The organism is Blattabacterium cuenoti (genome assembly GCF_014252015.1).
Lineage (GTDB): Bacteria > Bacteroidota > Bacteroidia > Flavobacteriales > Blattabacteriaceae > Blattabacterium > Blattabacterium cuenoti_U.
The window spans coordinates 511,808-525,806 of record NZ_CP059206.1; the positions used below are offsets into that span (position 1 = coordinate 511,808).

Annotated in this window: 11 protein-coding genes; 9 read left to right on the top strand and 2 right to left on the bottom strand. The window is 25.6% G+C overall.

Features of this window, described 5'->3' with window-relative positions; all coding sequences use genetic code 11:
- The first annotated feature begins 23 nt into the window (after nucleotides 1–23).
- Nucleotides 24–266, top strand: a complete 243-nt coding sequence (locus tag H0H50_RS02520; RefSeq protein ID WP_185867053.1) for a FeoA family protein — start codon at nucleotides 24–26, stop codon at nucleotides 264–266.
- On the top strand, nucleotides 253–2,283 hold the full coding sequence (gene feoB / locus H0H50_RS02525; RefSeq protein WP_185867054.1) for a ferrous iron transport protein B: 2,031 nt from the start codon (nucleotides 253–255) through the stop codon (nucleotides 2,281–2,283). Before H0H50_RS02520 ends, feoB begins: the two co-directional genes overlap by 14 nt.
- Nucleotides 2,284–2,432: 149 nt before the next feature.
- Here the strand turns inward: feoB and H0H50_RS02530 are convergent, their stop codons facing one another.
- Nucleotides 2,433–3,413 (bottom strand): D-alanine--D-alanine ligase, encoded by a 981-nt coding sequence (locus tag H0H50_RS02530; RefSeq protein WP_185867055.1) that lies wholly within the window; start codon nucleotides 3,411–3,413, stop codon nucleotides 2,433–2,435.
- Between the two features lie 66 nt (nucleotides 3,414–3,479).
- Between H0H50_RS02530 and H0H50_RS02535 the strand changes: the two genes are divergently transcribed.
- Together H0H50_RS02535 and H0H50_RS02540 are read left to right on the top strand one after the other, a co-directional pair.
- Nucleotides 3,480–4,364 (top strand): PASTA domain-containing protein, encoded by an 885-nt coding sequence (locus tag H0H50_RS02535; protein WP_185867056.1) that lies wholly within the window; start codon nucleotides 3,480–3,482, stop codon nucleotides 4,362–4,364.
- A complete protein-coding gene (locus H0H50_RS02540; protein ID WP_185867057.1) occupies nucleotides 4,365–5,369 on the top strand; it encodes an RluA family pseudouridine synthase in 1,005 nt (334 codons plus the stop codon). It abuts the gene before it with no gap.
- Here H0H50_RS02540 and mgtE read toward each other — a convergent pair whose 3' ends face one another.
- Complete coding sequence (gene mgtE / locus H0H50_RS02545; RefSeq protein WP_185867058.1) at nucleotides 5,370–6,725, bottom strand: magnesium transporter; 1,356 nt, start codon at nucleotides 6,723–6,725, stop codon at nucleotides 5,370–5,372. It abuts the gene before it with no gap.
- 164 nt (nucleotides 6,726–6,889) lie between these two features.
- Between mgtE and leuS the strand changes: the two genes are divergently transcribed.
- The 5 genes from leuS to asnS all read left to right on the top strand — a co-directional run bounded on the left by leuS (nucleotide 6,890) and on the right by asnS (nucleotide 13,996).
- Entirely contained in the window at nucleotides 6,890–9,691 is a 2,802-nt protein-coding gene (gene leuS, locus H0H50_RS02550) for a leucine--tRNA ligase (protein WP_185867439.1), read from the top strand.
- A gap of 152 nt (nucleotides 9,692–9,843) precedes the next feature.
- Nucleotides 9,844–11,265 carry a Glu/Leu/Phe/Val family dehydrogenase gene (locus H0H50_RS02555; RefSeq protein WP_185867059.1) on the top strand — a complete coding sequence of 474 codons (1,422 nt, stop codon included), beginning with the start codon at nucleotides 9,844–9,846 and terminating at the stop codon, nucleotides 11,263–11,265.
- A 44-nt stretch (nucleotides 11,266–11,309) separates the two neighbouring features.
- On the top strand, nucleotides 11,310–12,026 hold the full coding sequence (gene pyrH, locus H0H50_RS02560; RefSeq protein ID WP_185867060.1) for a UMP kinase: 717 nt from the start codon (nucleotides 11,310–11,312) through the stop codon (nucleotides 12,024–12,026).
- A 4-nt stretch (nucleotides 12,027–12,030) separates the two neighbouring features.
- The gene (locus H0H50_RS02565; protein ID WP_185867061.1) at nucleotides 12,031–12,585 is read left to right on the top strand and encodes a ribosome-recycling factor; all 555 of its coding nucleotides are present in this window, start codon (nucleotides 12,031–12,033) and stop codon (nucleotides 12,583–12,585) included.
- Nucleotide 12,586: 1 nt separating this feature from the next.
- Nucleotides 12,587–13,996 (top strand): asparagine--tRNA ligase, encoded by a 1,410-nt coding sequence (asnS, locus tag H0H50_RS02570; protein ID WP_185867062.1) that lies wholly within the window; start codon nucleotides 12,587–12,589, stop codon nucleotides 13,994–13,996.
- Nucleotides 13,997–13,999 lie beyond the last annotated feature (3 nt).

Consider the following 13,999-nt stretch of genomic DNA (forward strand, 5'->3'; position numbering starts at 1 on the left):
TTATTCCAAAATAAAAACATATTTTGAATTTATCTAATCTTAAAAAAGGAGAAAAAGGAATAATTAAAGGATATAAAAATGATAATTTTTCTATAAAATTATTAGAATTAGGTGTTTTGCCTGGTGTAAAATTTGAGATACTTTTTGTTTCTGTTTTTTACGATCCATTATGTATAAGTTATGATCAATCTTGTTTAGCTTTACGAAAAGAAGAAGCTGAAAATATCATAATAGAACCTATTATTTCAGATAATGTCAAGAATTAAATTAGCACTTGTTGGGAATCCAAATGTAGGAAAAACTTCTTTGTTTAACAAATTAACTGGACTTAATCAAAAAGTTGGAAATTATATAGGAGTAACAGTTGAAAAAAAAATAGGATATTTTTGTCATGAAAATATATACTATCAAATTATAGATCTTCCTGGAACTTATAGTATTTATTCTTCATCAGAAGATGAAGAAGTAGTTAGTAGACTACTAAGCAATAGCAATGATTTAGATTATCCAGATAAAATCATAGTAGTAGCAGATTCATCAAACATAAAAAAAAGTCTTCTTTTATTTAGACAAGTACAAGATTTAGGGTTTCCTGTTCTTTTTGTATTAAATATGCTTGATGAAGCGAAAAAGAAAGGGATATCCATTAATATAGAAAAACTAAAAAAAATTCTCATAACAGAAATTGTATTGATCAACGCAAGAAGAGGGATAGGGTTAGATAAAATCAAGTTGAAAATAAAAAATTTAAATAAAAAAATAAAAAAAACTTATTTTTTCAATCCAGGATTACGTTATTCTCTTGCTATTAATGATGTCAAAAATAGTTATAAAGTAAACTCTTATCAAGCTTGGTATTATTTAGCTCACAATAAAAAATTTTTAAAAGAAGACTATTTATTAAACAAAATAAAAAAAAAATATAATATTATTCCTAAAAGACTACAGATAAAGGAAACATTAGATAGATATGAAGAAATAGGAAAAATATTTTCAAAAACAGTTTCTGAATTAATTTCGGATAAAGAAAAAACTTATTTAGAATTTTCGAAAAAAATAGATAATTATTTAATTTTACATCCTTTTTGGGGTTATTTCATTTTTATATTTTTTTTATTTTTTATTTTTCAATGTATTTTTTTCTGGACGGAAATACCCAAAAAATTTATAGAATTTTTTTTTTCTTTTGTACAAAAAAAACTAGATAATGTTCATCCTGGTCCTTTAAATAATTTTTTTTTTCAAGGAATATTTCCTGCAATTAGTACTATTGTCTCTTTTATTCCCCAAATTTCTATTTTACTATTTTTCATTCTTATTATGGAAGAAAGTGGTTACATAAGTAGAGTTATATTCTTAATGGATAGAATCATGCGACCTTTTGGATTAAATGGTAAAAGTGTTGTTCCGCTTATTTCTAGTATAGCTTGCGCTATTCCCGCAATTATGTCAGCTAGACATATAGAAAATCCAAGAGATCGTTTAATTACTATTTTAGCTACTCCTTTTATGACCTGTTCTGCAAGATTACCTGTTTATACTTTAATTATATCTCTAATTATACCAGATAAAAGATGGTATTTTATTCAACTAAGAGGAATAATACTCATGGCTATGTATATTTTAGGAATTATATCTGCTTTGAGTATATCAATGATTTTACATAAATTTTTGAAAAAAAATTATAAAAGTCATCTTATAATAGAAATTCCTACTTATAAAATACCTATATTAAAAAATGTATTAATTACTCTATGGATTAATCTAAAATCATTTATTACAAATGCAGGAAAAATGATTTTCCTGATTAATATATTGATTTGGGTTTTAGGAACTTTTGGTCCTTCAGAAAATTCATACATAAGTATACAGAAAAAAGAATTACCTCATTCTTATTTGGGACTATTAGGAAAAAAAATGGAACCTGTAATTCATCCATTAGGATATGATTGGAAAATTGGAATAGGATTACTATCTTCTCTTGTAGCAAGAGAAGTTTTTGTTAGTACGATGGCTTCTATATACAGTATAGAAGAAAAAGAAAATTTTTTAAAGGAAAAAATGAAAAAAGAAATATCCCCTAAAACCAAAAAACCTATTTATAATTTATCAACAGGAATTTCTTTATTATTTTTTTATGCATTTTCTATGCAATGCATGAGTACCTTATCTATAATAAAGAAAGAAACAAAATCTTGGAAATGGCCCATTGTACAATTTTTTTTTATGACTTTATTAGCTTATACAATTTCGTTATTAACATACCAAATATTAAAAAAATAATAAAAAAAAGGAAAGAAAATGTGGCAATATATTGTGATAGGATTGTTTTTTTTATATTCAATTTTTTGTTTATTCAGAAAAATACAAAATTTTTTTTTGTACAAAGGAAATTCTTGCAAAAAAAAATGCAGTTGTAAACTGTAAAATTTTTATGTATTCATTCTTTCAATGGAAGAATATATGGTGTTTTTAAATACATCGGATAAAGAGATTCCAATTGTTTCCAATTGTTTTGGAAAAATACTTTCTTTTGAAAGACCTGGAATTGTATTGATTTCTAAAAAAAAAGGTTTTTCATTTACAATAATATATTCAGACCTAGATATTCCTGATAAATTAAGATATTCATACACTTTTTTTGCTATTTCTTGTATTTTTTTTTCAATATTTGGCAATAATTTTGCGGGGGTGATTTCTTTAGATTTACCAGAATATTTAGACTCAAAATCAAAAAAATCATTTTGACTAATTATTTCTGTTATTGGTAAAACAATAATTTCATTTTTAAATGAAAAAACACCCACTGATACCTCTTTTCCTTCAAGAAAAGATTCGATAATGATTTCTTCATCCACTAAAAAGGCTTTTTGTACTGCATCAAACAAATTTTTTTCTTCATAAACTTTACTGATTCCTATACTAGATCCAGATCTGTTAGGTTTTATAAAACAAGGAAGTCCTACTTTATTTAAAATTTTTTTTTTACAAAAAATTTGATTTTTATTCAAAAAAAAAGATTCAGCTGTATTAATTCCAAAATGTTTTAAAAAAGTTAAACAATATTTTTTATTAAAAGTTAAATTAGCATGATGAAAATTACATCCTGTGTAAGGAATTTTTAATAATTCAAAATAAGCTTGTAATATACCGTCTTCTCCTGGAGTTCCATGTATGGCATTAAATACACAATCAAACTTTAGATCCTTCACACCATAAACAGTAAAATCTTGCTTATTTATGGAATATTCTTTATCATTTTCATCTTTCATAAACCATCTATCTTTAAAAAGATAAATCCGATAAGGATTAAATTCTTTTCTGCATAGATTTTCATAAACAACTTTTCCGCTTTTTAGTGAAATAGTGGATTCTTTTGAAAATCCTCCCATGAGAATAGCTATTTTTTTCATTATTTATTTTTAATTTTATTAGTTTTTTTGTATAAAAATATATTTATTTAAATATTTACTTTTTTCATGAATTATTCAAAATATTTTGTAATATTCATAATAAATTTTTTAATTTCCATATTGATCTTATATAAAATAACTCAATTGGCACTGAAATGGGTAGATGTATATACAAAACATGGATCTTATGTTGTAGTTCCTGATTTGAAAGGTTTTACTTTACCTAAATCTATATCTATTTTAAAAAAATTAGGGCTAAAATACGATATAGATACATCGCGTTACGATCCTAATTTTAAAGTTAATCAAATTATTTCCTTTTCTCCAGAAGCTGGAGGTCATGTAAAAGAAGGAAGACATATATACATACAAGTTAATTCTAAATCCTCACAATCTATTTTACCTAATATTATAAATAAAAATAAACGAATAGCAATAAAATTGCTTCATGATAATCATATACCTGTCAAAGAAATTAAATATATTCATGACATGAGTAGAGATACCGTTTTAAAAATTTTATATAAAAAAAAATCTATTCAATCTGGATATAGATTTCCTACTAATCAAGATGGTATCACTTTAATTATTGGAAAAGGATATGAAAAAAATAATTTGGTAGTTCCTAATGTTATCGGAATGTCATTACATGCTGCTACTCATACTTTAAACAACCAATTATTTCATGTAATTAATTTTTACTATGATCATACAATAATCAATCCGAATAAAAATGCAAAAGTATACCGTCAAAAACCTACACCTGGAAGTATTCATGATAAAAATAAATCGGTTGAACTTTGGTTAAGTTCAAAAGAATTATTGGATCATTTAATTCAAATAGATGAAAAAAAATCAAGCAAACAAACAGAAAAAATTCAAATAGAAATAGAAAAAGAAGATTCTAATAAACATATGGAAAAAAAAGAAGAAAAAATAGAATTGAATTAAATGAAAAAAATTCAAATTATTGCGAATGAAAATCAAAAAGAAGTTCGTCTTGATAAATTTTTAAAAAGTAATATCCAAAACATTAGTAGAAATCAAATTCAAAAATTAACTATTTCAGGAAAAGTTATAGTCAATCAACGTATTGTAAAAAAAAATTATAAAATAAAACCTTTAGATTTTATAGATATAGAAATCTCTAATATTCCTTCTATATTGGATCATTTAGAGTACAATAATATTATTGCAGAAAAAATAAATATAGATATTATCCATGAAGATGAAGATGTTATTGTAGTTAATAAACCAGCAGGAATGGTTGTTCATCCTGGATTTGGAAATGATAAAGGAACGTTGATTCATGGAATTAAATATCATTTTCAAAACTCAAATTTAAATAATTTTAATTTATATAGAAGTGGATTAGTCCATAGATTAGATAAGGATACATCAGGTTTATTAGTTTTAGCTAAAAATGAATATTCTCAAAAATATTTATTTCAACAATTTTACTCCAGAACAATTAAAAGAGAATATAGGGCTTTAATATGGGGAGATTTACTTGAAGAAAAAGGGATTATAACTGGTTTTATTGGTAGGGATCCTAAAAATAGAAAAAGAATGACTATATTTAGAAATAATGAATCTTATAAAGGGAAGTATTCTGTTACATGTTACGAAGTATTAGAAAGATTCAAATATTTAACATATATTTCTTGCAATATCAAAACAGGAAAAACACATCAAATAAGAGCTCATTTCAAATACTTGGGACATCCATTGTTTCATGATTCTATTTATGGTGGAAACAGAATTTTTATGAAAAAAAAATGTTCCAATCAAAATATAGAATTTTTGAAAACTTGTTTAAAAATATTACCAAGACAAGCTTTACATGCTATATCTCTTTCTTTTATACATCCAAAAAATGGGAAATGTTATTTTTATTGTCCAATTCCTGAAGATTTTAAAATCGTTTTACAAAAATGTAAAAAAATGTTTTTATAATTATAGTAAAGTTCCATGCAAAAGAAGGTAAGACATAGAAAAATATATAATTAATCCAACAACATCTACTAGTGTAGCTACAAAAGGAGCAGAAGAACTAGCAGGATCTCCTCTTAATTTTTTAATTATAAAAGGTAACATTGACCCACTTAATGTTCCCCATAAAACCACTCCGATTAAGGATAAAAAAACTGTAAATCCTACTAATATCCAATGAGTTCCATAATTAAATAAATTGATTTTATGCCAAGCTACTACACGTATAAAACCTGTTAATCCCAATATGCTACCTAAAAAAAAACCACAAATAATTTCTCTTCGCATAACAATCCACCAATCTTTGATCTTAACTTCTCCTAATGCCATGGCTTGTATAATTAAACTGGCTGCTTGAGAACCACTGTTTCCCCCACTTGAAACAACTAAAGGAATAAACAAAGCAAGAACCACGGCTTTTTCTATCACACTTGAAAATTCTTGCATAACTGTAGTTGTTAACATTTCTCCTATAAATAATAAAATAAGCCATCCAGCTCTTTTTTTAATAAGTTTATATAAAGGAACATTTAAATAGGATTGATCTAGAACTTCCATTCCTCCTATCTTTTGAAAATCCTCTCTATAATTTTCATTTAAAACCCATAAAATATCATCTACAGTTACTATTCCCAATAAAAAATTTTTATCGTCTATAACTGGAAGTGAAACTCTATTACTTAGAGAAAATATTTTAGAAGCTTCTTCTTCTGTATTTGTAATATTTAAAGTGGCAGTATTTTTTTTATCACTATTTATTAAATCATACACTTTTGTATTTGGGTCTACTAATAAAAACTCTCGTATTTTTATATCATCTATTAATTTTCCTTTTTGGTCTACTATATAGATAATTTCTATAACATCACTATTTTTTACTTCTTTACGGATATAATCCAAAACTTCTTGTACACTCCAAGTTTTTTGAACTGCAAGATAATATGGAATGATTAAACGACCTACACTATTTTCAGGATATCCTAGAGAAACTAAAGTTTTACATTTTTCTTCTGAATTTAAATATTTAATTAAATCTTTTAAAATCCTTTTGGGAATCTTTTTGAAAAAAGAAACACGATCATCTACCGATAAATTATTTAGCAACTCCATTTTTTTAATAGAAGGTAACCCTTTTATAATTTTTTTTTTTATAGGCAAATCTAATACTCTAAAAATAGAGATGGCTTTACATAGTTTTAATAAACTAAATATTTTTATAACATCATTAGGGTTATGATGAATGATTTTTATTAATCTACTTACTGTTTGATTATTTAGAAATTTACCGTTATTTAAATAATCTTGATCCTCATTAAACATTTTTTTCTTTTTTTGTAGGAACTTTTTTCTTGAATTTTTATTATATGATTGGATTCATTTTCGCAGGAAATAAAAACAATTTCTATATTGTTCTGCAGAAATAAATTAAAATTACGTAATAAAATCATTGTAATTTTTATATGCATAATTATAAAGAAAAAAAAATGGAATATAATTTTGGTGAAATAGAAAAACGTTGGCAAATATACTGGAAAGAACATAATATTTTTCACACAAAAGAAAATAAAAAAAGGAAGTACTATATTTTGAATATGTTTCCTTATCCTTCTGGAACAGGGCTTCATGTAGGGCATTGTTTAGGTTATATAGCATCAGATATTTATGCTAGATATAAACGAGGAGAAGGATATAATGTTTTAAATCCTATAGGGTTCGATTCTTTTGGACTTCCTGCAGAACAATATGCAGTACAAACAGGAAAACATCCTTATGATACCACTCATGAAAATTCATGTAGATACAAAAAACAAATGAATCAAATAGGACTTTCTTTTGATTGGAATAGAAAACTATATACTAGCCATCCTAGTTATTATCGTTGGACTCAATGGATGTTTATTCAAATTTTTAACTCTTGGTACGATAAAAATAGTGAGAAAGCTAAACCTATAAATCTTTTAATTGAAGAATTTAATAAAAACGGAAATAAATTCATTAATGCAAGTTCTACGTCAAATTATAAATTCAATTCAAAAACATGGAAAAAATTAAATTCATATGAAAAAGAATCTGTTCTTTTAGATTATAGGCTTGCTTTTTTATGTAACAATACTGTTAATTGGTGTCCCAGTTTAGGTACCGTATTAGCTAATGATGAAATAAAAAATGGAAAGAGTGAAAGAGGAGGGTTCCCTGTTTACAAAAAAAAAATGTTACAATGGCATATAAGAATTTCTGCATATGCAGAAAGACTCATAAAAGGATTGAATGTAATTGATTGTTCTCAATCTTTAAAAAATTTACAATGTAATTGGATAGGAAAATTAATAGGAACTTCTATTTTATTAAAAATTGTTCATCTTATCAATGATGATACTCCCAATATCAATAAAAATGAAATTGAGTTATTTACTTCTCATCCAGAAATGATATTTGGAATAACTTTTATCATATTATCTACAGATCATCCTATCGTAAATAAAATAAGTATTTCTTCTATACATCATAAAAATGTTTTAGCATATCTTGCTCAAGAATTTTGCATAAATGAAAATACGGAAAATATTTCGGGTGTTTTTACAGGAAATTATGTGTTCCATCCATTTATTAAAAATGAAAAGATTCCTATTTATATCAGTAATTTTTTTAATGTAAATAATCAAACTAAATCTATAATAGGAATTCCTGGACATGATGAAAAAAGCAAAAAATTTGCCAAAAAATTTGGTATAAAAATAAAAACAGTTTTAGATGTTAATGAAACATGCATTAATTCTGATTTTTTAAATGGGTTAAATCGTAAACAAGCACAAGAAAAAATTATAGAAATTTTAATTAAAAATAAAATAGGAGAAATTAAAAGCATCTATAAAATTCGCGATGCTATTTTTTCCAGACAAAGATATTGGGGAGAGCCAATTCCTATTTATTTTAAAAATAAAATTCCCAAAACAATTCCCGTTGAAAAATTACCTATTATACTTCCGGAAATAGATAATTTTCATCCTGAAGATGGAAAATCTCCATTAGTTAGAGCTAAAAATTGGGCTTGGGATGAAAAAAATATGAAAATTGTTCCTAATACTTTGATTGATTATAAATACATATATCCAATAGAAACTAGTACTATGCCTAGTTGGGCAGGATCAAGTTGGTATTTTCTAAGATATATGGACGTTCATAACGATAAATTTTTTCTTGATAAAGAAAAAGAAAATTATTGGAAAAATGTTGACTTGTATATTGGAGGATCTGAACATAGTACAGGTCATTTGATTTATGCCAGATTTTGGCATAAATTCTTATTGGATAGAGGCTGGATAACTACTGAGGAACCTTTCAAAAAAATATTAAATCAAGGAATGATTTTGAGTTATTCTGCTATTATACTCAAAGTAATAGGAGAAAATATTTTTGTTTCTTATGGATTAATGAATAAAAAACATGCATATTCTTCTTTTCAAGAAATATATGTAGATCTTTTTTTAATTAAAGAAAACAATGAATTAGACATTAAAAGGTTAAAAAAATATAAACCTGAATTTTATTCATCCATTTTTATTTTAGAAAGAGGGACTTTTTTTTGCAAAAGAAAATTGGAAAAAATGTCTAAATCCAAATATAATGTAATAAACCCTGATGATTTTTGTAAAAAACATGGAATAGATATATTTCGTATTCATGAAATGTTTTTGGGACCTATTAATCAGTCTAAATGTTGGGATGAAGAAAAAGTAAATGGTATAAAAAATTTTATGAATAAATTTTGGTATTTATTTCATAAAAATAATACTTTCCAAGTAAGTGAAGAAAACCCAACATTTCTTGAGTTTAAAATTTTACATTGTACTATAAAAAAAATACAAAATAAAATGCAATCTTTTTCTTGGAATACATCTATTAGTTTACTGATGGTTTTAACTAACCAACTAACTACATTAAAATGTAATAAAAGAAAAATACTTGAACCTTTAGTTCAATTAATAGCTCCATTTGCTCCTCATGTAGCCGAAGAATTATGGTATAAATTAGGGAAAAAAAAATCTATTATATTTTATAACATTCCAGTTTTTGATCCAAAATATATAGTAAAAAAAGAAATAACATATCCGATTATGTTTAATGGAAAATTAAAATTTTTAGAAAAGTTTGATTCTAGGATTTCAACAGAAGAAATAAAAAAGAAAATATTGAGTCATCCTAAAATAAAATTTATTTTGAAAGAAAAAATTTTGCAAAAGTTAATTTTAATACCTAGAAAAATAATAAATATTTTGTTTAAATAAATTTTATGAAATAACCTCACATTCCAATATTTAATTCATATTGTGTTATGGTGATTAAAATTTATACATAAAACGTAGATTTGTACTCGATAATGTAGCATTCATTTTTTGTATTTTTTTCATTTTATAGAAATGTGTAAAAACTCTTTCTTATGAATCAAAATAGAACTAGTGCATATAGTTTTTTTAATTGTATAGAAAAAAATTTTGATAAAGCTGCACGATTTCTTTCTATTGAAAAGGGTCTTTTGGAACAAATTAAAGCCTGCAATGCTGTATTTCGGATTCATTTTCCAGTAAAAATAGGAAAAGAAATCAAAGTTATTGAAGCATATAGAGTTCAACATTCTCATCATAAACTCCCTTGTAAAGGGGGGATTCGATATAGTATTAAAGTGAATCAAGATGAAGTTATGACTTTAGCTGCTTTAATGACCTATAAATGTGCTATAGTAGATGTTCCTTTTGGAGGTGCTAAAGGTGGAATAAAAATTGATCCACAAACTATATCATCAGAAAATATAGAAAAGATAACACGTCGTTATACTTCTGAATTGATTAAGAAAAATTTTATTGGTCCGGGAATAGATGTTCCTGCTCCTGATTATGGAACTGGAGAAAGAGAGATGAGTTGGATTTTTGATACTTTTTTATCTCTTCGTTCTGGAGATGTTGATGCATTAGCTTGTGTAACAGGAAAACCTGTTTCTCAAGGAGGTGTTAGAGGAAGAAAAGAAGCAACAGGATTAGGCGTTTTTTATGGTATAAGAGAATTATGTCATGTTAAAGAAGAGATGGATTTTGTTGGTCTTGATCTAGGATTAATAGGAAAAAAAATTATAATACAAGGTTTAGGAAATGTTGGTTATCATGCTGCCACTTTTTTTCATGAAGCAGGAGCTATTATAATAGCCTTAGCAGAAAGAGAAGGGGCTATTTATAACGAAAAAGGATTAAATGTATCAAAAGTTTTTTTACATTTAAAAAATACTGGATCCATATTAAATTTTCCAGAAGCAAAAAATATAGAAAATACTGAAAAAGCTTTAGAATTAGAATGCGATATTTTGATTCCAGCAGCGTTAGAAAATGTAATTCATAGAAATAATGCAAATCGTATTAAAGCTAAAATTATTGGAGAAGCGGCAAATGGACCTATTACTCCTGAAGCCGATGAAATATTGGAAAAAAAAGGTGTGATTATAGTTCCAGATATTTATTTAAATGCAGGAGGAGTTACCGTTTCTTATTTTGAATGGTTGAAAAATCTAAGTCATGTACGTTATGGACGTATGGAAAAAAAATTTAGCGAAAATATGAATGCAGAATTATTACAAGTTATAGAAACAATTTGTAATAAAAAAATTTCAAAAGAAGAAAAAAAAATCATTCTAAGAGGTCCAAGAGAAATAGATTTGATACGTAGTGGTTTAGAAGATACAATGATCAATGGATTTCACAAAATTCGTGATTTAAAAAAATCATCGAAGATAGAAAACATGCGGACTGCAGCATTTGTACTAGCTATAAATAAAATTATAGATTCTTATGAAAAATTAGGAATTTTTCCATAATATCCTTTATTTTTTTACGAAAAAAACGCTAAAATATATTTTTCATGAAGTACAAAAGATCATTATTGAAATTAAGTGGAGAAGCTCTTATGGGAGATAACGAATTTGGACTTCATTCTACTCGTTTTCAACAATATGCTGAAGAAGTCAAAAAAGTAGTAGATATGGGAGCTCAAGTAGCAATAGTTATTGGAGGTGGAAATATATATAGAGGATTTTCTAGAATAAAGGAAAAAACTATAAATCGTATTGAAGGAGATTATATGGGGATGTTAGCTACCGTTATTAACGGTATAGCTTTTCAATCATATTTAGAAAATGTAGGAATATGTACCTATATTCAAACAGCTATTAGAATGGATGAAATTGCAGAACCTTTTGGTATAGATAGAGCGATTCACCATCTTGAAAAAGGAAGAGTCGTAATATTTGTAGCCGGATTAGGAAATCCTTATTTTACTACAGATACAGCCGCTGTTTTACGTGCTATAGAAATAAAGGCTGATGTATTATTAAAAGGAACTAGAGTAGATGGAATTTATACAACTGATCCAGAAAAAAATAAATGTGCTAAAAAACTTAAAAATATATCTTTTGATATGGCATATAAAATGGGAATCAAAGTTATGGATCAAACTGCTTTCATTTTAGGGAATGAAAATAATTTACCGATTATTATTTTTGATATTAATAGAAAAGGAAATTTTAAAAAAGTAATTTCTGGAGAAGAAATAGGAACTATGGTTTCTAAAAAAAAATAAAATTATGGATGAATTAAACGACATTTTTTGCTGTTGTAAAATAGATATGGAAAAAATATTGAAACAACTAAAAGAAGAAATTCATCGTATTCGATTGGGTAGTAAATCTGTATCTTCTTTTTTAGGAAAAATCAAAATAAAATGTTATGGAACCTTTTTTCCGCTTATGGAAGTTGCCAATATTTCTATTATAGATAATATGAATATTTCAATTCATCCTTGGGATCGTTCTATTATTTCAGATATAGATAAAGCTATTATCAATGCTAATTTAGGTTTTATGCCTACTAATAAAGGAGATTCTATTCATATACATTTACCTATAATCACAGAAGAAAGTAGAAAAAATTTTATGAAGAAAATAAAGTTACAAACAGAACATGCAAAAATTCTTGTTAGAAATATTCGCAATAAAAGCAAAAAATATATAAAAAGATTAAAAATATCAGAAGATGTTTCTAAAACAGGAGAAAATCGTATACAAAAAATGACGATTGAATATATCGACAAAATAGAAAACTTCTTCCTTCAGAAGGAAAAAGAAATATTAAGAATATAAAATGGTCAAAAAATATTCAGTTAAAGAGTTATTAAATAAAGGAAAATTATTTATAGATAAAAAAGTATTAATTGAAGGATGGATACGTTCTTTTCGTTATTCTATTTTTGTTACTTTGAATGATGGATCTACCATTCAAAATCTGCAAATTATTTTATCCAATAAACTGGATAAAAAACTTATAAAAAAAATAACAATTGGAAGTTCAATTAGAGTTATAGGAATAGTAAAAAAAAGTATAGGGACAAAACAATATATTGAACTTCAATCTTTGAAAATAACCATATATGAATCAGTAGATCCAGTAATTATTCAAAAATCTATTTTGCAACCTAAGAAGCATAGTTTAGAAAAACTTCGTGAACAAGCTCATTTACGTTTTAGAACAAATATTTTTAGTTGTATTATGCGAATACGTCATCATATAGCTTTTTGCATACATAAATATTTTCATGAACATGGTTTTTTCTATCTTCACACTCCAATCATTACAACTTTAAACTGTGAAGGAACTGGAAGAATGTTTCAAATTACAACTATGGATTTAAAAAAAAAACTAGTAGATTATGAAAAAGATTTTTTTAAATGTAAGACTTATCTTAGTGTATCCGGACAATTAGAAGCGGAAACGGCTTCCCTAGGATTAGGAAAAGTGTACACTTTTGGTCCTGTATTTAGAGCAGAAAATTCTAATACTTCACGACATTTGTCTGAATTTTGGATGATTGAACCTGAAATTGCTTTTTATCATCTGAAAGAAAACATAAATTTAGCTGAAAATTTTCTAAAGTTTATTATTAGATATATTATTGATAATAGCATGGAAGATCTTATTTTTTTAAATAAATATTTGGAAAAATGGAACCAAAAGAAAAAAAATTATCTTTTAGAAAAATTAGAACTTATTTTAAAATTTCCATTTAAGAAAATTAGTTATACAGAAGCTATAAAAATTCTTGATGAAGAAGAAAAGAAAAAAAATATAAAATTTTTGCATCCAATTATTTGGGGAATGGATTTACAATCGGAGCATGAACAATATTTAGTTGATAAGTATTTTAAAATTCCTGTAATTGTATTTGATTATCCCTGTAGTATTAAAGCTTTTTATATGCGTATGAATAATGATGGAAAAACAGTTAGAGCTATGGATGTTTTATTTCCTGAAATAGGAGAAATTATTGGTGGATCTCAAAGAGAAGAACGTTATGATATGTTATTACAACGTATGAAAGATACAAATACTGATAAAAATAAACTTTGGTGGTATTTAGATACACGTCGTTTTGGATCTGTACCTCATAGCGGTTTTGGTTTAGGTTTTGATCGTTTAGTTCAATTTGTAACAGGAATGAATAATATTCGTGATGTTATTCCATATCCAAGAACTCCAAAAAATGCAGAATTTTAAGAT

What these genes read in the sequence shown, in the direction of transcription:
- H0H50_RS02530 (WP_185867055.1), bottom strand. Translation starts at nt 3,413, where the DNA reads ATGAAAAAAATAGCTATTCTCATGGGAGGATTTTCAAAAGAATCCACT.
- mgtE (WP_185867058.1), bottom strand. Translation starts at nt 6,725, where the DNA reads ATGTTTAATGAGGATCAAGATTATTTAAATAACGGTAAATTTCTAAAT.
- H0H50_RS02565 (WP_185867061.1), top strand. Translation starts at nt 12,031, where the DNA reads ATGGATGAATTAAACGACATTTTTTGCTGTTGTAAAATAGATATGGAA.
- H0H50_RS02555 (WP_185867059.1), top strand. Translation starts at nt 9,844, where the DNA reads ATGAATCAAAATAGAACTAGTGCATATAGTTTTTTTAATTGTATAGAA.
- pyrH (WP_185867060.1), top strand. Translation starts at nt 11,310, where the DNA reads ATGAAGTACAAAAGATCATTATTGAAATTAAGTGGAGAAGCTCTTATG.
- leuS (WP_185867439.1), top strand. Translation starts at nt 6,890, where the DNA reads ATGGAATATAATTTTGGTGAAATAGAAAAACGTTGGCAAATATACTGG.
- H0H50_RS02535 (WP_185867056.1), top strand. Translation starts at nt 3,480, where the DNA reads ATGAATTATTCAAAATATTTTGTAATATTCATAATAAATTTTTTAATT.
- H0H50_RS02540 (WP_185867057.1), top strand. Translation starts at nt 4,365, where the DNA reads ATGAAAAAAATTCAAATTATTGCGAATGAAAATCAAAAAGAAGTTCGT.
- feoB (WP_185867054.1), top strand. Translation starts at nt 253, where the DNA reads ATGTCAAGAATTAAATTAGCACTTGTTGGGAATCCAAATGTAGGAAAA.
- asnS (WP_185867062.1), top strand. Translation starts at nt 12,587, where the DNA reads ATGGTCAAAAAATATTCAGTTAAAGAGTTATTAAATAAAGGAAAATTA.